The following is an 18,170-nucleotide window of genomic DNA, read 5'->3' on the forward strand; positions in this document are numbered from 1 at the left end:
CCCGGTCGTCCGGCCCCGTGCGGCTCGTAGAATCGTGCGCACCATGGCCTACCTCGACCACGCAGCGACCACTCCGATGATTCCGGAGGCGATCGCGGCGATGACCGCGCAGATCGCCGTCACAGGCAACGCCTCCTCGCTGCACGCGGCGGGGCGCCGTGCGCGGCGTACCGTCGAGGAGGCCCGCGAGACGCTGGCCGCCTCGCTCGGCGCGCGCCCCAGCGAGGTGGTCTTCACCTCCGGCGGCACCGAGGCCGACAACCTCGCGGTGAAGGGCCTGTACTGGGCCCGCCGCGACGCGGATCCGGCCCGCACCCGCATCCTGTCCAGCCCCGTCGAGCACCACGCCGTCCTGGACGCCGTGCACTGGCTCGGCGAGCACGAGGGCGCCGACGTCGAGTACCTGCCGGTCGACCGGCACGGCCGCGTGCACCCCCAGGTGCTCCGCGAGGCCGTCGAGCGCAACCCCGACGACGTCGCCCTCGCCACCGTCATGTGGGCCAACAACGAGATCGGCACGATCCAGCCGGTCCGTGAACTGGCCGACGTCGCCGCCGAGTTCGGCATCCCGCTGCACGCCGACGCCGTGCAGGCGTACGGCCAGCTGCCCGTCGACTTCGGCGCCTCCGGGCTCGCCGCGATGACCGTTTCGGGCCACAAGATCGGCGGGCCCTACGGCATCGGCGCGCTGCTGCTCGGGCGCGAGTACAGCCCCGTGCCCGTGCTGCACGGAGGCGGCCAGGAGCGGCACGTGCGCTCCGGGACGCTGGACGTGCCCGCCATCGCCGCGTTCGCCGTCGCGGGCGAGCACGCCGCCGCGCACCGCGAGCGGTTCGCCATCGAGATCGGCGCGCTCCGCGACGACCTGGTGAGCGCGGTCCGCTCGGCGGTCCCCGAGGCGATCCTCGGCGGCGACCCCGACCCGGCGGGCCGGCTCGCCGCCAACGCGCACTTCACCTTCCCCGGCTGCGAGGGCGACTCGCTCCTGCTGCTGCTCGACGCGCAGGGCATCGAGTGCTCCACTGGCTCGGCCTGCACCGCGGGCATCGCCCAGCCGAGCCACGTGCTGCTCGCCACCGGCACCGACCCGGACCTGGCGCGCGGCACGCTGCGCTTCTCCCTCGGCCACACCTCGACGAAGGCGGACGTGGACGCGGTGGCGGCGGCGATCGGCCCCGCGGTGGAGCGGGCGCGGTCGGCGGGGCTGAGCTAGGCCTTCTGCCCGGCCTGCCCCTTCGCGCTCTCCCCGGGCTGCGCGGTCTTCCCGGGCTGCGCGGTCTTCCCGGGCTTCTGGGGTCTGTTCCGCGCGGCCCGGACCAGGCGTATGTACCGGTCCCAGTCCCAGTTCGGACCGGGGTCCGTGTGGTCCGTGCCCGGCACCTCCACGTGGCCGATGATGTGCTCGCGGTCCACCGGGATGTCGTACCGCCTGCAGATGCCGGCGGTCAGCTCCGCCGACGCCGCGTACATCTTGTCCGTGAACGACGACTTCTTGTCGACGAAGCCCTCGTGCTCGATGCCGATGCTGCGTTCGTTGTAGCTCTTGTTGCCCGCGTGGAACGCCACGTCCAGCTCGCGGATCATCTGCGCCACGTGCCCGTCCGCGCGCACCACGTAGTGCGCGGCCGCGCCGTGCGCCGGGTCCTTGAAGACGCGCAGCGCCGTCTGGTAGCTGCCCTGGACCACGTGGATGACGACGCGGTCGATCGGGTAGTCGTCCGGGCGGTCCGCGCGCCGCCAGTTGTAGTCCGAGGCGGCGACCCACTGCGCGCCGGGGGCGTCGACCGCGCCCTCCTCGCGCCGCTTGACCACGCCGGGCATCCGCCACCACAGCCTGCCGAGCTCGTCCCTGGCGAGCACCGCGGTGCCGACGGCCGCCGCCGCGCCGCCGATCAGCAGCGTGCGCCGGTCCACACCGCGCCGCGCCGGCTTCTTCCGCTCGCCCTCTGTGTCTTCCCCCATGTGATCGTCAACGCTTACTCACGGGCTTCCGGTTCCCGTCGCCCCGTACTCTGTTAGAGCTATGACTTTGACCGAGACCTCGCAGCGCTCCCAGCGTTCCCCGCGCCCCCTCCGTGTCCTGGCCGCCATGTCCGGCGGCGTGGACTCCGCCGTCGCCGCCGCGCGTGCCGCCGAAGCCGGGCACGACGTGACGGGAGTGCACCTCGCGCTCTCGGCGAACCCGCAATCGTTCCGCACGGGCGCCCGGGGCTGTTGCACCATCGAGGACTCGCGCGACGCCCGCCGCGCCGCCGACGTCATCGGCATCCCGTTCTACGTGTGGGACCTCGCCGAGCGGTTCCGCGAGGACGTGGTCGAGGACTTCGTCGCGGAGTACGAGGCGGGCCGCACGCCCAACCCGTGCCTGCGCTGCAACGAGAAGATCAAGTTCGCCGCGCTGCTCGACAAGGCACTCGCCCTCGGCTTCGACGCGGTCGTCACGGGCCACTACGCGCAGGTGATCGTCCGTGAGGACGGCACGCGCGAGCTGCACCGCGCCTCAGACATGGCCAAGGACCAGAGCTACGTCCTAGGGGTCCTGGACGACCGCCAGCTCGCCCACGCGATGTTCCCCCTGGGTGACACGGTCACCACCAAGGAGGAGATCCGCGCGGAGGCCGAGGAGCGCGGTCTGGCCGTCGCCAAGAAGCCCGACAGCCACGACATCTGCTTCATCGCCGACGGCGACACCCAGGGCTTCCTCGCCAACCGTCTCGGCAAGGCGGAGGGCGACATCGTGGACGAGTCCGGGGCGGTCCTCGGCACGCACGAGGGTGCGTACGGCTACACGATCGGCCAGCGCAAGGGCCTGCGGATCGGCACCCCCGCCGCCGACGGCAAGCCGCGCTACGTCCTGGACATCTCCCCAGTGGACAACACGGTGACGGTCGGCCCCGCCGCCGCGCTCGACGTGACGGGACTGACCGCCCTCAAGCCCCGCTGGTGCGGCCTCGCGCCCACCGGGCCCGGCACGTACACTGCGCAGCTGCGGGCGCACGGCGGCGAGACGGAGGTGACCGCCGAGCTCGTCGACGGGACGCTGAACGTCTCCTTCGACGAGCCCGTGCGCGGCGTGGCCCCCGGCCAGGCGATCGTGCTCTACGACGGCACGCGCGTGGTCGGCTCGGCGACGATCGCCACTACGGAGCGGGCGACGGCGGCCGTCTGAGCGTTCCACCGGAAGGCCAGCACCGGTATCGGTGCCGGTGCCGGCCTTCCGGTGCGGGCCCCGGTCGCTCGCTAGGCGACCTGGAGCACGATCTTTCCCTGCGTGCGCCCCCGCTCACCGCGCTCGTGCGCCTTGGCGGCCTCCTCCAGGGGCAGCACCGCGTCGATCTCGACCCGGAGCTTGCCCTCGTCGACCAGGCGCGCGATCTCCAGGAGGCCCAGGCGGTCCGGCTCGACGACCGTCCAGCCCGCGTGCACGCCGAGCGCGGCGGCCCGCGCAGGGTCCGGCAGGCCGCCGGGGTCGGGCAGCGTCACCAGGTGGCCGCCGCGCCGCAGGACGTCCAGGGAGCGCTCGCCGTAGGCGCCGCCCACTCCGTCCAGGACGATGTCCACGTCGCGTACCGCCTCGGCGAAGTCCACGCGCGTGTAGTCGACGGTCTCGTCCGCGCCCAGGCCGCGCAGGAACGCGTGCTTCTCCTCGCGGGCGGTCCCGATGACGTACGCGCCGTGCGCCTTGGCGATCTGTACGGCGAGGTGCCCGACGCCGCCGGCCGCCGCGTGGATCAGGACCCGCTGGCCCGCGCGGAGCCCGGCCGTCTCGATCAGCCCCTGCCAGGCGGTGAGCGCCGCGAGCGGCAGCGCGGCGGCCGCCACGTGGTCCACGCTGCGCGGCTTGGGCGCGAAGCGCCGGGCGGGCGCCGCGACGAACTCGGCGTAGCCGCCGGTCTGTTCGGGGAAGCGGGGCATGCCGAACACCTCGTCGCCCGGCTGGTAGAGGGTCACTCCGGGGCCCACCTCCTCCACGACGCCGGAGACGTCGTAGCCGAGGATCGGGGTGTCCCCCCAGGTGCCGAAGGCGCCCTCGGCGCGGGTCTTCCAGTCGACGGGGTTGACGCCCGCCGCGTGCACCCGGACCAGGATCTCGGTCAGGCCGGGCTCGGGCCTGTCGACCTCCACGGGCACCAGGTTCTCGGGGGCGCCCCAGGCGCGGGGGCTGACGGCACGCATCTTCATGGTCTTCCTCTTCCAGAAACTGCCGGTTTCGGCTGGTCGTCCCCAGCGTGCGGCGCTCCGGCCGATCTTTGTGCTGGCAGTTTGGCCATGATGTGACAGGATTCGGCCATGGACCGCAGTGGCACGCATCGAGTGGCCGTCCTCGCACTGGACGGCGTGTACGCCTTCGAGCTGGGCATCCCCTCGCGGGTCTTCGGCAGCGCGCGGGACGAGCGGCAGCGGCCGCTCTACGACGTCGTGGTCTGCGCGGTGGACGACCGCCCCGTGCGCACGGACTCCGGGTTCGCGCTGGCCCTGGAACACGGCCCCGAGGCCCTGGAGCGCGCGGACACGGTGGTGATCCCGCCGACCCGCCGCTTCGACCGGGGCCTGACGGAGGAGCTGCCGGAGCCGGTGACCGCGGCGGTCGCCCGGATCAGGCCGGGCACCAGGATCGTGTCGTTCTGCAACGCCTCGTACGTCCTGGCCGCCACCGGCCTCCTGGACGGGCGCCCCGCGACGACGCACTGGCAGAACGCCCGCGACTTCCAGCGGTCCTTCCCCAGGATCAAGGTCGACGCGGACGTGCTCTTCGTGGACGACGGCGACGTGCTGACCGCGGCGGGCGTGGCGGCCGGCATCGACCTGTGCCTGCACATCGTGCGCGGCGACCACGGCGCCGCCGTCGCCAACCACGTCGCCCGGGTCTGCGTCGTACCGCCCTGGCGCGACGGCGGCCAGGCCCAGTACATCGAGCGGCCCGTCCCCGAGCCGACGCTCGCCACGACGGCCGCCACGCGCGCGTGGGCCCTGGAGCGGCTCCAGGAGCCGCTGTCCCTTGGCGAGTTGGCCGCCCACGCGCGCATGAGCCTGCGCACCTTCACGCGGCGCTTCCAGGAGGAGGTGGGCGTGCCGCCGGGGCGCTGGCTCACCGGTCAGCGCCTCGAACTGGCCAGAGCCCTCCTGGAGTCGAGCGACCTGCCGGTGGACGTGGTGGCGCACCGCGCCGGGTTCGGCACCGGCAACTCCCTGCGCCAGCACATGCGTGCCGTGCTCGGCGTCTCGCCCGCCGCCTACCGCAGGACGTTCACCGCGACGCGGTGACCTCCACCTCGTAGAAGCAGAAGTGGTCCTTGATCGCGGCCACGTCGGGCTTCGGGTCGGGGTAGGCCCACACGGCGTCGGCCGCGTCCGGCAGCGACCAGTACGACGCGGTGCCCTTGAACGGGCAGTACGTAGTGGTGTCCGACGGCGTCAGCAGGTCGGTGCGCACGTCCTCCGGAGGGAGGTAGTGGCGCACCGGGCAGCCCGTCTCGCGCAGCAGCAGCGGCCGCCCGCTCTCCGCCACGACCTGTCCGTCGCGCACCACGCGTACGTGCTCGGTGCCCTGCTCGATGGTGATCCGGTGTCCTGCGGCCACGGCGCTGCCTCCTCGTCGATGCGCTTCCTGCGCGGAACGTACCGTGAGCGCATGAACATCTGCGTCTTCCTCTCCGCCGCCGACCTCGACGAGCGCTACACGCGCCCCGCCCGCGAATTCGCCGAACTGCTCGGCAAGGGCGGCCACACACTCGTCTGGGGCGGCTCGGAGAGCGGTCTGATGAAGGTCGTGGCGGACGGCGTCGACGCGGCGGGCGGCGGGCTCGTCGGCGTCTCCGTGGACTTCCTCGCGGCGAAGGCCAGGCAGGTCTCGGCGCCCCACGAGATGGTGATCGCGCGGGACCTCGCCGAGCGCAAGGCGCTGCTCCTGGAGAAGGCCGACGCAGTCGTGATCATGGTGGGCGGCACCGGAACCCTCGACGAGGCCACCGAGATCCTGGAGCTGAAGAAGCACGGCAAGCACACCAAGCCGGTCGTCCTGCTGAACTCCGCGGGCTTCTACGACGGCCTCAAGGAGCAGTTCCGCCGCATGGAGGACGAGGGCTTCCTGCCCCTGCCGCTGACCGACCTGGTCTTCTTCGCCGAGAAGCCCGTCGGCGCGCTCGCGTACCTGGAGGAATCCGTCGGCACCCAGTGATGCGAGCATGGCGGGTATGGCAACACATGTGATCACCGGGGCGGGCTCCGGCATCGGCGCGGCCGTCGCCCGCCGCCTCCACGCACGCGGCGACGACCTCGTCCTGCACGCGCGCGACGCGGGCCGCGCCAAGGAGCTCGCCGCCGAGTTCCCGGGCGCGAGCACCCTCGTCGGCGACCTCTCCGACCCCGACAAGCTCTCCTGGGCCTTCGGCCACCAGTCGCTGCCCGCCCAGGTCGACTCCCTGCTGCACATCGCGGGCGTCGTCGACCTCGGCCCGGTCGGCGAGCTGACCCCCAAGACCTGGCGTCACCAGCTCAACGTCAACCTCATCGCACCCGCCGAGCTGACCCGGCACTTCCTGCCCCAACTGCGGCTCGCCCAGGGGCACGTGGTCTTCGTCAACTCCGGCGCGGGCCTCAACGCGAGCCCCGAATGGTCCGCGTACGCCGCCTCCAAGCACGGCCTGAAGGCGCTCGCCGACTCGCTGCGCCAGGAGGAGCACGCGGCGGGCGTCCGGGTCACCTCCGTCTACCCGGGCCGCACGGCGAGCGCCATGCAGGTCAAGGTCCACCAGCAGCAGGGCATGGAGTACGACGCGTCCCGCTGGATCGACCCCGAGTCGGTCGCCACGACCATCGTCATGGCCTTGGACCTGCCGCGCGACGCGGAGGTCAACGACCTGACGGTGCGGCCGGGACGATGAGCGATCTCCGTTGGGGCCCGGCGACCGGCGTCGGGTCCATGCCGGGCGGCGACGCGCGCGAGGCGGCGAAGACCGTCACGGGCAGCTTCGAGGGACCCGAGCAGGGCATCCCGTACCTCGCCGAACTGCCCGCGCGCGGCCCGGGGGCCGACATGATCGGCCGCACCGCCGGGCTCCTCACCGAGCTCTACGCGCGCGTGGAGCCCAGCGGCTGGCGGATCGGCGACCGTCCGGGCCGCGACACCCGGCGCGCGAGGGCCTGGCTCGGCGAAGACCTCGACGCCCTGGAGGAGTTCACCCAGGGGTACGAGGGCCCGCTCAAGGTCCAGGCCGTGGGGCCGTGGACGCTCGCCGCCGCCCTGGAGCTGAAGAACGGCGAGGCCGCGCTCTCCGACCCCGGCGCCTGCCGTGACCTCGCGGCCTCGCTCGCCGACGGGCTGCGCGCGCACCTCGCCGACGTGCGGCGCCGGGTGCCGGGCGCCCGCGTGCTGCTCCAGCTCGACGAGCCCTCGCTGATCGCGGTGCTGCGCGGGCAGGTCAAGACCGCCAGCGAGTACCGCACCCACCGCGCCGTGGACCGCCAGCTCGTGGAGAGCACCCTGCGGGACGTGCTCGACGTCCGCGGGGACGCGGCGTCGGTGGTCCACTCCTGCGCGCCGGACGTGCCGTTCGCGCTGCTGCGCCGCGCCGGGGCCGACGCCGTCTCGTTCGACTTCTCGCTGCTCACCGAGCGTGACGACGAGGTGATCGGTGAGGCGGTCGAGGGGGGCACGAAGCTCTTCGCCGGTGTCGTGCCGGGCGTGGACACCGGATTGTCAGACCCTGCCGGTAGCGTCATGGGTGTCAGGACGCTGTGGCGCAGGCTGGGGCTGAATCCGGGTTCACTCGCGGAGTCGGTCGTTCTCACTCCGTCGTGCGGACTCGCGGGAGCTTCTCCCGCGTACGCGCGCGCGGTGCACGCCCACTGCGTCAGGGCGGCGAGATCACTCGCGGACAACCCTGAGTAATTGGGTATGACGTAACGGGAGGACGTAACGGTGGCTGTCGAACAGCAAGGCTCTGTGCCCGCCGAGGCACGGGATCAGCACGCCCAGCTGGCCGAACAGATCGAGGAGCACCGCTTCCGGTACTACGTGAAGGACCAACCGGTCGTCAGCGACGCCGAGTTCGACAGGCTCCTGCGTTCCCTCGAAGCCCTGGAGGAGGAGTACGCGGAGCTGCGCACGCCGGATTCCCCCACCCAGAAGGTCTCCGGTGCGTACGAGACGGAGTTCACCTCGGTCGAGCACCGCGAGCGGATGCTCTCCCTGGACAATGCGTTCGACGACGAGGAGCTGGCCGCCTGGGCCGACCGCGTGGCCAAGGACGTCGGCTCGCCGGGCTACCACTTCCTGTGCGAGCTGAAGGTCGACGGCCTCGCGGTCAACCTCACCTACGAGGACGGCAAGCTGACCCGCGCCGCCACCCGCGGCGACGGCCGCACCGGCGAGGACATCACGCCCAACGTCCGCACCATCTCGGACATCCCCGAGCGACTCACCGGCGACCGCGTCCCCGCCCTCGTCGAGATCCGCGGCGAGGTCTTCTTCCCCATGGAGAAGTTCGAGGAGCTGAACGCGCGGCTGGTCGAGGCGGGCGACAAGCCCTTCGCCAACCCGCGCAACGCGGCGGCGGGTTCCCTGCGCCAGAAGGACCCGCGCATCACGGCGACGCGCCCGCTGCACATGGTCGTGCACGGCATCGGCGCCCGCGAGGGCTTCGACATCGACTGCCTGAGCCATGCCTACGAGCTGCTCCACGAATGGGGCCTGCCCACCGCCCAGCACAACAAGGTGGTCGACGACCTCCAGGGCGTCCGCGACTTCATCGCGTACTTCGGGGAGAACCGCCACTCGGTCGCGCACGAGATCGACGGCGTCGTCGTCAAGCTCGACGAGATCCCGCTGCAGGGCCGCCTCGGCTCCACCTCGCGCGCCCCACGCTGGGCCATCGCCTGGAAGTACGCGCCCGAGGAGGTCAACACCAAGCTCATCAACATCCGCGTCGGCGTCGGCCGCACCGGCCGCGTCACGCCGTACGCCCAGGTGGAGCCCGTCACGGTCGCGGGCTCCGAGGTCGAGTTCGCCACCCTGCACAACCAGGACGTGGTGAAGAAGAAGGGCGTCTTCATCGGCGACACCGTCGTGCTGCGCAAGGCGGGCGACGTCATCCCGGAGATCCTCGGCCCCGTCGTGGACCTGCGGGACGGCAGCGAGCGGGAGTTCGTGATGCCCGCCGAGTGCCCCGAGTGCGGCACGGCGCTGCGGCCGATGAAGGAGGGCGACATCGACCTCCGCTGCCCCAACGCCCAGTCGTGCCCCGCCCAGTTGCGTGAACGTCTCTTCTACCTGGCGGGCCGCAAGAGCCTGGACATCGAGAACTTCGGGTACGTCGCGGCGGCCGCGCTCACCCGCCCCCTGGAGCCCGCCGAGCCGCCGATCCGCGACGAGGGCGACATCTTCGACATGAAGATCGAGGAACTGCTCCCCATCAAGTCCTACGTCCTGGACCAGGACTCGGGGCTGCCCAAGCGCGACCCCAAGACCGGCGAGGAGAAGGTCGTCACCTTCTTCGCCAACCAGAAGGGCGAGGCGAAGAAGAACTCCCTCGCCATGCTGGAGAACATCGCGGCGGCCAAGGAGCGCCCGCTCGCCCGCGTCCTCACGGGCCTCTCGATCCGGCACGTCGGCCCGGTGGCGGCCGAGGCGCTGGCCCGCGAGTTCCGTTCCATCGACCGCATCGACGAGGCCACCGAGGAGGAGCTGGCCGCCGTGGAGGGCGTGGGCCCGACCATCGCGGCCTCCCTCAAACAGTGGTTCGCCGAGGAGTGGCACCGCGAGATCCTGCGCAAGTGGCGGGCCGCGGGCGTCCGCATGGAGGAAGAGGCGAGCGGCGAGGACGAGGGCCCCCGCCCGCTCGAAGGACTGACGGTCGTGGTCACCGGAACGCTTGAGCACCACACCCGGGATGGCGCGAAAGAGGCGCTGCAGAGCCGTGGCGCCAAGGTGACCGGTTCCGTTTCGAAGAAGACCGCATTCGTGGTTGTGGGGGACAACCCCGGATCCAAGTACGACAAGGCCATGCAACTGAAGGTTCCGGTTCTCAACGAGGAAGGCTTCGCTGTCCTGCTCGAACAGGGACCGGACGCGGCGAAGGAAGTCGCGCTTCCGACCGAGGAGTAGCGGTTGAAGGCCACCCGTTCAGCGCATACCAGATGCATACGGGTGGCCGGGTCGCATTCGGGCAACCGTAGTCGACCGCTGCCCGTGGAAGCCTTCTGCGGCCTACTGTTGAGGTGTGCGCCTGCCGTGCCCCGCTGCTAGCGGGGTATCTCCTGCTCATCGAGAGCTTGGAAGGGGGCATCCCCTGCTCGGCGTGGGTTCGGGAGTGGGCCATCCCGTGCCCGTCAGGGCTCGGGCAGGAATGTCGGACGCGGTCGACTCCGGACCGAGTCCGCGTGGCGTGGGCACCGCCGGCTGTGAGAGGGACGGGAATGGAACCGACCGAGAGCGCCGCCCCGGACTCACGGCTGCGCGCGCGCCTGTGGCGCGCGCCGGGAGCCTGGCTGCGCGGCCGCCGGGAAACACCGACACCCAACACCACCCCGGGCATCCCCCAGGCCGGGACGGGGGCGCTGAGCACCGCGATAGAACCCCGCGAGCGCGCCTGGAGCGGCCCCGAGACACGCGGCGCGGACAGCCCCTGCCCCTTAGCGACACCGGGCGGTTCCTCCGTGCCGCCCGCCCGTGACCCCTGGCCGATGCTGCCCGTCGCGGTCGTCACGAGCGCCGCCGTCCTGCTCGGCACCGGACTCTTCCAGGCGCTCACGGGCAGACATCCGCTCTTCCCCGCGGGCACCGCGGGCTGGTCCCTCGCCGTCCTCACCGGCCTCATCGTGGGCCATCTGGTCGCCCTGGGACGCGACCGCTGGTGGGGCGGCACCGGCTCGGGTGGCGCGCTCACCGTCGCCGTCCTGCTGCTCTACGGCTGGGTGCCCGCCGGCCTGGTCAGCCTCACCGTCGTCGTCCTGGTCGGCGCCGCCCGCAGACACCGCTGGCGGCAGGGCGTGCTGCACGGCGCCGTCGACATCCTCGGCATCGGCGCGGGCTCGCTCACGCTCGCCGCGTTCGGCACCGCGCCCACGACCGAGTCGCCCTGGCTGCCCGAGACCTGGGACCTGTACACCGCCTTCGAAGTGGCGCTGGTCGCCGTCGCCTATCTCGCCGTCACCCGCGTCCTGCTCTGGTACGTGCACGCGCCGCGCACCGGCGCCCTGCCGACGGTCACCCGCACCGCCCTGGTCAGACAGGGCCTCCTCGGCATCGCGCTGCTCGGCATCGCCCCGCTGATCTGCGTGGTGGCGATCTCGCTGCCGATCCTGCTGCCCCTGTTCGCGATCCCCCTGGTGGCCCTCGACTCCACCCTGTGGATCGCCAGGGCCAGGGCGGAGGAGCAGCTGCGCGACCCGCTGACCGGGCTGCCCAACCGGCAGTGGCTGCTCGAAAGGACCTGGACGGCGCTCGACGACGCCGAGCGGATCGGCGCGCGCTCCGCCCTGATGCTGATCGACATGGACCGCTTCCGTTCGGTCAACGACACCCTCGGCCATCTCGCGGGAGACCGGCTGCTGTTGCAGATAGCCGACCGGCTGCGGCTCGCGCTGCCGCGCGGCGCGGAGGCCGCCAGGCTCGGCGGGGACGAGTTCGCGGTGCTCCTGCCGATCGCCGACTCCACGACGTCGGCCACCCGTGTGGCGCGCCAGCTGGTCGCCGCGCTCGGCTCGCCGCTCGACCTGGACGGGCTGACGCTGGTCCTGGAGGCGAGCGCGGGCCTCGCCGTCTTCCCCGACCACGCGCTCGACGCCGAGGGTCTCCTGCGCCGGGCGGACGTCGCGATGTACCAGGCGAAGCGGGACCGCACGGGCGTCGAGGTCTACGAGTCCAAGCGGGACTCCAACACCCCTGACCGCCTCGGCCTGTTGGGCGATCTGCGGCGGGCGCTGGACGCGGGCGACGTGGAGCTGCACTACCAGCCCAAGGTCCGTTTCGACGGACAGGTGGCGGGCCTGGAGGCGCTGGTGCGCTGGGTGCATCCCGAGCGCGGCAAGGTGCCGCCGGACGAGTTCATCGCCATCGCCGAGTCCTCGGGCCTCATGCCGCACCTCACGGAGTACGTCCTGGAGACGGCTCTCGGCCAGGTCGCCAAGTGGCAGGCGCAGGGCCTGAAGGTCCCCGTCGCGGTCAACGTCTCCCCGCGCGACGTGCACACCCCCGGCTTCGCGGGCGCCGTCGCCGCGCGCCTGGCCCGGCACGGAGTCCCCGCGGGCGCCCTCCAGTTGGAGATAACGGAGCACGTACTCCTGGAGGACCCGCAGCGGGCCGCCGACACCCTCGCCGGGCTCACCGGACACGGCGTCAAGATGTCCCTGGACGACTTCGGCACGGGCTACTCCTCGCTCGTGCACCTGCGCAGGCTGCCGGTGAGCGAGCTGAAGATCGACCGTTCCTTCGTCGCCCGCCTGGCCGTGGACAACGAGGACGCGGAGATCGTCCGCTGCACCGTGGACCTCGCGCACTCGCTCGGGCTGCTCGTGGTCGCCGAGGGCGTCGAGGACGACGAGACCTGGGAGCGGCTGCGCGACCTCGGCTGTGACGCCGTGCAGGGCTGGCTGGTCGCCGCGGCGATGCCCGCGGAGGAGACGACGGCCTGGCTGCGGGCGCGCGGTTCGCGCGGCTGGCAGCGTCCCGCGGATCTGGCCGCGGCGCGGGCGGCCGCGGCGGCGGGCGAGACCGAGGCGGCCGAGCCGCCGAACGCCGCGGACCACCCGTCGGGCCAGGCGGTGCAGTAGCCGCCCGCGGCCGGCCGACGGCGGGGGAGCGGTCGCGACCACACGGCGCGCGCCCGCGCATCCCGGGAGCGGCCGTATGGATGACGGCGCGGGGCGCGTATGGGTTGTCGCGGCGCTGAATCGCCTTTGCTCATTGTTACGTAATGCGCTTTATGACCCTGTGGGGATGTCAGACCGACATCACCCGGAGGGCCAAGGTCGTGTCCCGATCGCGTTTGCGCGGCAGCTCGCCGCAGTTGCGGAAGCTCCTCGCCCAGCTGCTCGCCCTCGCGGTGCTCGCGTCCGGGCTCGTCCTGTTCGGCGCGGGCCCAGCGGCCGCGGCGAGCTGGGACGTCGAAGGTGAGGACAACCCCTCCACCTTCGACTGCGACCACCTCTACTACAGCAATTACCGGTCCGGCATGGAGTTCGCCAACGACGCCGCGGGCAACGCGACGATCAACAACACGGTGATCACCAAGCGGAAGACGTCGAGCCCGCCCGACTACTGGTCGACCAGCATGGCGATGGGCAAGGACATGGACGACCCGTCCAAGGTCGCCGCCTACTACCAGGACTTCAACAACAACAAGATCTACAAGCACGTCTCGGGGACCAACACCGCCACCGACGAGATCGTCGGCGGTGCCACCCGCACCGCGCCCTCCGGGTACACCTGGGGCGGCACCACGGTCGACCCGGCGACGGGCACGCTGTACGGCGCCGAGAACGGCGGCACGTACAAGAACTTCTTCGCGATGGACCTGGCCACCGGTACGACCACGACGTACAAGAACATCTACGACTGGCTGCCTTCCGGGACCCCCTGGTACAGCGGCACGTTGGTCCCCGACATGTTCGTGGACGAGTCCGGTGGCGTGTACGTCGGTGTCTACTCGGGCGGGTTCACCTACCTCTACCGCATCGACTTCGAGGCGAGGAAGGTGGAGCTCGCCGTCAAGATCACCGGGGCGGGCACCGGCAACGGCTTCAACAACTACGGCATGGCCTACTACCACGGGTCCGTCTACCTCGGCTACTACGGCGGCAACCTCTACAGGGTGAACCCCAAGACGGGAGTCTCCGTGGAGGTCGGCGGCACCGCACAGAACAACCAGACGGGCACGGTCAAGTCCGAGGGCGGCGGCACCTGGCCCATCACGGACCTGGCGAGCTGCGCCATCGCGCCGGATCTGACCAGCAAGATCGAGATCGAGAAGAAAGCGGACAAGACGTCCGCGAAGCCGGGTGACACCGTCAAGTACACGGTGACCGTGAAGAACACCGGGGACGGGGCGGCGTCCAACGTCACCGTCAACGACGACCTGTCGGGGGTGGTCGACGACGCGACGTACAACGACGACGCCGTGACCAGGACCGGGGGCGCGAGAACCGCCGCCCAGCCCACCTACGACGCCACGACCAAGAAGCTGAACTGGAAGGGCGACATCGCGGCGGGGGCGACCGTCACCCTGACCTACTCGGTGACCGTCGGGAAGCCGCCGAAGGGCGACAAGAAGCTCACCAACACCGTGACGTCGGACAAGAGCAACTGCGGGGCCTCACCGGACGCCATCTGTGAGTCCGAAGTCCCCGTCGCCTTGCTGGACATCGAGAAGAAGGCCTCCCCGAAGAAGGCCAAGCCGGGCGAGAAGGTCACCTACACCATCACCCTCAGCAACCGGGGCGAGGCCGACTGGAAGGACGCGGCGGTCACCGACGACCTGTCGGACGTGGTGGACGACGCGACCTACAACCTCGACGCCACGGCGACGAAGGCCGACGGCAGCCGGGCCCAGGGCTCCGTCTCCTACAGCAGCGCGGACAAGAAGCTGCGCTACGTGGGCACCGTCGCGAAGGGCTCGACCGTCACGATCACCTACACGGTGACCGTGGGCGACCCGCCGCCGGGGAACAAGAAGCTGACCAACACCGTCGTCGGCCCGGACGGCTCCACCTGCCCGCCCGGTTCGAAGGATCCGGACTGCGGGACGGTGACGCCCGTCGGCGGGCTCGTCATCAAGAAGACGTCGTCGAAGTCCGACGCCAAGCCGGGCGACAAGATCACGTACACGGTCACGGCGGAGAACGTCGGCGGCGCCACGATCAAGGACGCCACCGTCACCGACGACCTGACCGGCGTGGTGGACGACGCGACGTACGGCGACGACGCGGTGTCCAAGACCGGTGGCACCGACACCGCCACGCAGCCGACGTACGACACCGCGACCAAGAAGCTCAGTTGGACCGGTGACATCGCCGCGGGCAAGAAGGTGACGATCACCTACACGGTGACGGTCGGCAAGCCGCCGAAGGGCGACAAGAAGCTGACCAACGCCGTGGTCGGCCCCGACGACTCGTCGTGTCCGCCGGGCAGCACCGAGCCCGAGTGCGGGACGACGACCCCCGTCGGAGCGCTGGAGATCAAGAAGAGCGTCAGCAAGAGCGAGGTGAAGCCGGGTGACCAGGTGACGTACACCGTCACGGTCGAGAACACCGGCGAAGCCACGTACAAGGACGCCTCGTTCACCGACGACCTGTCCGGCGTCCTCGACGACGCGGCCTGGGACGACGTCGTCACCAAGAGCTCGGGCAGCACCGCCTTCGACGCCGACAAGAAGACCTTCACCTGGAGCGGCGACGTCGCCAAGGGCGCGAAGGTCACCATCACCTACCGGGTGACGGTCGGCAAGCCGCCGAAGGGCGACAAGAAGCTCGCCAACGCGGTCACCGGCCCCGACGGCTCCAACTGCCCGCCGAAGAGCACCGGTCCGGACTGTACGAAGACGAGCAAGATCCGCGCGCTGAAGATCACCAAGAAGGGATCGCCGGAGACCCCGCGGACCGGCGGCAAGGTCACGTACACCGTCACCGTCGAGAACACCGGCACCGCCGCCTACGACGGCGCCTCCTTCACCGACGACCTGACCGACGTGCTCGACGACGCCACCTGGGACGACACCGCCACCGCCACCGTCGGCACGGCGGACTTCGACGCCACGGCGAAGAAGCTCACCTGGACCGGTGACCTGCCCGTCGGCGCCAAGGCGACCGTCACCTACACCGTCACGGTGACCAACGCGGGCGACAAGTACCTGCGCAACGTGGTCTCCGGCGACGACTCCAACTGCCCGCCGGACTCCAAGGACCCGGACTGCCGCGAGGTCCTGCCCGAGCCGGGCCTGGAGATCAAGAAGACCTCATCGGCGAAGACCGCCGAGCCGGGCGACGTGATCACCTACACCGTCACCGTCCACAACAAGAAGACCATCGCGTACAAGGACGCCACCTTCACCGACGACCTGACCGGCGTCCTCGACGACGCCACCTGGAACGACGAGGTCACCAAGACGTCGGGGACGACCCGCTACCAGGCGGCGAGGAAGACGTTCACCTGGACCGGGGACGTGGCCGCGGGCGCCACGGTCACCGTCACCTACAAAGTCACCGTCGGCAAGCCGCCGAAGGGCGACAAGAAGCTCAAGAACGTGGTCGTAGGACCCGACGACTCGACCTGTGAGACGGACAGCACGAACGGCGACTGCTCGTCCGAGACCAAGGTCGGGACCCTCGACATCAAGAAGAAGGCGACGCCCGCCGCCGCCAAGCCGGGCCGGACGGTGACGTACACGGTGACCGTCAAGAACACCGGTGAGGCGGACTACGACGGCGCCTCCTTCACCGACGACCTCACCGGCGTGCTCGACGACGCCACCTGGGACGACGACGCGAGCGCCACATCGGGCACGACGACGTTCGACGCGGCGGGCAAGAAGTTCCACTGGAACGGCAAGGTCGCCAAGGGCGCGACGGTCACCGTCACCTACAAGGTCACCGTCGCCAAGCCCCCGAAGGGCGACAAGAAGCTGACCAACGCGGTGGTCGGCCCCGACGGATCCACCTGCCCCGAGGGGTCCACCGACCCGGACTGCGGTACGGACACCCCGCTGGCCGACCTCCACGTCAAGAAGACCAGCTCGGTCGAGCAGGCGGTCAAGGGCAAGAAGGTCACCTACACCATCACGATCAGGAACACCGGCAAGGGCGGCTACGACGGTGCCTCGCTCACCGACGACCTGACCGGTGTGCTGGACGACGCCGACTGGAACGACGACGCCGCGGCGAGCAAGGGCAGCACCGACTTCGACCGGCCGAAGCTGACCTGGACCGGCGACGTCGAGGCGGGGGAGAAGATCACCCTCACCTACTCGCTCACCGTCCATCTCAAGGGCGACAAGAAGCTCACCAACACGGTCGTCGTGCCCGACTCCAACTGCGCCACGGGCAGTGACGATCCGGACTGCGAGACGGTCGTCCCGCCGGGGCCCGACCCGCGCGTCGACCCGCGCATCGAGGTCAGGAAGAGCGCGACGCCGATGCCCGCCACCGCGGGCGGCACGGTCACCTACACCCTGGTCATCCGCAACACCGGCGCCGCCCGCGCCACCGGCGCCAAGGTGCACGACGACCTCGGCGGCGTCCTGGACGACGCCTCCTACAACCTGGACGCGCGGGCCGGCAGCGGCCGCGTCTCCTTCGCCGCACCCCGGCTGACCTGGACCGGCGACCTGGCGGTCGGCGCCGTGGTGACCGTGCGCTACTCGGTCAGCGTGCACAACCCGCTCAGCGGCGACAAGCGGCTGCGCAACACGGTCACCGCGGGCGACAAGTCCAACTGCCCGCTGCCGATGCCCGGCGGGAGCGGCCGCGCCGTCCGGGCGCCGATCGACCCGGACTGCTCCACCGACACCCCCGTCCGCGCCCTGAAGCTGCACAAGAGCGCCCGGCCCGCGGGCAGGGTGAAGCGCGGTGACACGGTCGTCTTCGTGATCTCCGCCACCAACACCGGCACCGCCGGATACGACCGGGCGTCCTTCACCGACGACCTGTCGCAGGTGCTCGACGACGCGGCGTACAACGGCGACGCCCGCGCCAGTGCGGGCACCGTCCGGCGCTCCGGCGACAGCCTGGAGTGGCACGGCCCGATCGCCGCCGGCGAGAAGGTCACCGTCACCTACTCGGTCACCGTCCGCCGCGACGGCAAGGGTGACGGCAAGCTGCGCAACGCGGTCGTCAGCACCACGCCCGGGGGCAACTGCCGTACCGGCGAGGAGCCCGGCTGCCGGGTGACGCCCGAGGTGACGCCGCCCCCGCCCCCGCCGCCGGTGCTCCCCGAGACCGGCACCGACCGGCTCTGGGCGTTCGGCGCGGTGGCCGCGCTGCTGCTCGGCGGCGGCGGTCTGTTCCTGGCCGCCAGGAGGCGCCGCTGAGCCGAACCCGGCCGCGCGCCGGACACCGAGGGCCCCCGCGGGACAGCCGCGGGGGCCCTTCCCGTACCCGGGCGCGGGGCCCTCCCCGAACCCGGCGCGGGCCGGGCCGGGGAACTGTTTCGCGGGCACGGGACGGCGACCCATAGGATT

At 71.4% G+C, this 18,170-nt stretch carries 12 protein-coding genes; 9 read left to right on the top strand and 3 right to left on the bottom strand.

What is annotated here, in order from left to right; genetic code table 11:
• The first annotated feature begins 43 nt into the window (after window positions 1-43).
• Window positions 44-1,213, top strand: a complete 1,170-nt coding sequence (locus ACIO9J_RS09675; RefSeq protein ID WP_401995176.1) for a cysteine desulfurase family protein — start codon at window positions 44-46, stop codon at window positions 1,211-1,213.
• On the opposite strand, the gene ACIO9J_RS09680 is transcribed toward ACIO9J_RS09675, so the two are convergent.
• A complete protein-coding gene (locus ACIO9J_RS09680; RefSeq protein ID WP_401995179.1) occupies window positions 1,210-1,962 on the bottom strand; it encodes an N-acetylmuramoyl-L-alanine amidase in 753 nt (250 codons plus the stop codon). The genes ACIO9J_RS09675 and ACIO9J_RS09680 overlap by 4 nt on opposite strands.
• A gap of 67 nt (window positions 1,963-2,029) precedes the next feature.
• Here ACIO9J_RS09680 and mnmA point away from each other — a divergent pair, with 67 nt between their 5' ends.
• Window positions 2,030-3,169: a tRNA 2-thiouridine(34) synthase MnmA gene (mnmA, locus tag ACIO9J_RS09685; protein ID WP_401995948.1), complete on the top strand. Its 1,140-nt coding sequence runs from the start codon at window positions 2,030-2,032 to the stop codon at window positions 3,167-3,169.
• Window positions 3,170-3,240: 71 nt separating this feature from the next.
• Here mnmA and ACIO9J_RS09690 read toward each other — a convergent pair whose 3' ends face one another.
• Complete coding sequence (locus ACIO9J_RS09690; protein WP_401995951.1) at window positions 3,241-4,176, bottom strand: NADP-dependent oxidoreductase; 936 nt, start codon at window positions 4,174-4,176, stop codon at window positions 3,241-3,243.
• A 114-nt stretch (window positions 4,177-4,290) separates the two neighbouring features.
• On the opposite strand from ACIO9J_RS09690, the gene ACIO9J_RS09695 reads away from it, so the two are divergent.
• Window positions 4,291-5,265 carry a GlxA family transcriptional regulator gene (locus tag ACIO9J_RS09695; RefSeq protein WP_401995182.1) on the top strand — a complete coding sequence of 325 codons (975 nt, stop codon included), beginning with the start codon at window positions 4,291-4,293 and terminating at the stop codon, window positions 5,263-5,265.
• Here the strand turns inward: ACIO9J_RS09695 and ACIO9J_RS09700 are convergent.
• A complete protein-coding gene (locus tag ACIO9J_RS09700; RefSeq protein ID WP_401995185.1) occupies window positions 5,249-5,581 on the bottom strand; it encodes a DUF427 domain-containing protein in 333 nt (110 codons plus the stop codon). The genes ACIO9J_RS09695 and ACIO9J_RS09700 overlap by 17 nt on opposite strands.
• A gap of 51 nt (window positions 5,582-5,632) precedes the next feature.
• Here ACIO9J_RS09700 and ACIO9J_RS09705 point away from each other — a divergent pair, with 51 nt between their 5' ends.
• From ACIO9J_RS09705 to ACIO9J_RS09730, 6 genes are all read left to right on the top strand, one after another.
• A complete protein-coding gene (locus tag ACIO9J_RS09705; protein ID WP_401995188.1) occupies window positions 5,633-6,178 on the top strand; it encodes a TIGR00730 family Rossman fold protein in 546 nt (181 codons plus the stop codon).
• Window positions 6,179-6,185: 7 nt separating this feature from the next.
• Window positions 6,186-6,884 (top strand): SDR family oxidoreductase, encoded by a 699-nt coding sequence (locus tag ACIO9J_RS09710; RefSeq protein WP_401995191.1) that lies wholly within the window; start codon window positions 6,186-6,188, stop codon window positions 6,882-6,884.
• Window positions 6,881-7,891: a methionine synthase gene (locus tag ACIO9J_RS09715; RefSeq protein ID WP_401995194.1), complete on the top strand. Its 1,011-nt coding sequence runs from the start codon at window positions 6,881-6,883 to the stop codon at window positions 7,889-7,891. Before ACIO9J_RS09710 ends, ACIO9J_RS09715 begins: the two co-directional genes overlap by 4 nt.
• A 30-nt stretch (window positions 7,892-7,921) precedes the next feature.
• On the top strand, window positions 7,922-10,105 hold the full coding sequence (ligA, locus tag ACIO9J_RS09720) for an NAD-dependent DNA ligase LigA (RefSeq protein WP_401995197.1): 2,184 nt from the start codon (window positions 7,922-7,924) through the stop codon (window positions 10,103-10,105).
• A gap of 311 nt (window positions 10,106-10,416) precedes the next feature.
• Complete coding sequence (locus tag ACIO9J_RS09725; protein WP_401995200.1) at window positions 10,417-12,771, top strand: putative bifunctional diguanylate cyclase/phosphodiesterase; 2,355 nt, start codon at window positions 10,417-10,419, stop codon at window positions 12,769-12,771.
• Between the two features lie 200 nt (window positions 12,772-12,971).
• A complete protein-coding gene (locus ACIO9J_RS09730) occupies window positions 12,972-18,020 on the top strand; it encodes an LPXTG cell wall anchor domain-containing protein (protein ID WP_401995203.1) in 5,049 nt (1,682 codons plus the stop codon).
• Window positions 18,021-18,170 lie beyond the last annotated feature (150 nt).

The sequence above is a fragment of the Streptomyces sp. NPDC087300 genome, from assembly GCF_044744425.1.
Classification (GTDB): Bacteria; Actinomycetota; Actinomycetes; order Streptomycetales; family Streptomycetaceae; genus Streptomyces.

Excerpts from the sequence above, each read along its gene's own strand:
- ACIO9J_RS09675 (WP_401995176.1), top strand. The coding sequence starts at position 44 with ATGGCCTACCTCGACCACGCAGCGACCACTCCGATGATTCCGGAGGCG.
- ACIO9J_RS09680 (WP_401995179.1), bottom strand. The coding sequence starts at position 1,962 with ATGGGGGAAGACACAGAGGGCGAGCGGAAGAAGCCGGCGCGGCGCGGT.
- ACIO9J_RS09690 (WP_401995951.1), bottom strand. The coding sequence starts at position 4,176 with ATGCGTGCCGTCAGCCCCCGCGCCTGGGGCGCCCCCGAGAACCTGGTG.
- ACIO9J_RS09695 (WP_401995182.1), top strand. The coding sequence starts at position 4,291 with ATGGACCGCAGTGGCACGCATCGAGTGGCCGTCCTCGCACTGGACGGC.
- ACIO9J_RS09705 (WP_401995188.1), top strand. The coding sequence starts at position 5,633 with ATGAACATCTGCGTCTTCCTCTCCGCCGCCGACCTCGACGAGCGCTAC.
- ACIO9J_RS09710 (WP_401995191.1), top strand. The coding sequence starts at position 6,186 with ATGGCGGGTATGGCAACACATGTGATCACCGGGGCGGGCTCCGGCATC.
- ACIO9J_RS09715 (WP_401995194.1), top strand. The coding sequence starts at position 6,881 with ATGAGCGATCTCCGTTGGGGCCCGGCGACCGGCGTCGGGTCCATGCCG.
- ACIO9J_RS09725 (WP_401995200.1), top strand. The coding sequence starts at position 10,417 with ATGGAACCGACCGAGAGCGCCGCCCCGGACTCACGGCTGCGCGCGCGC.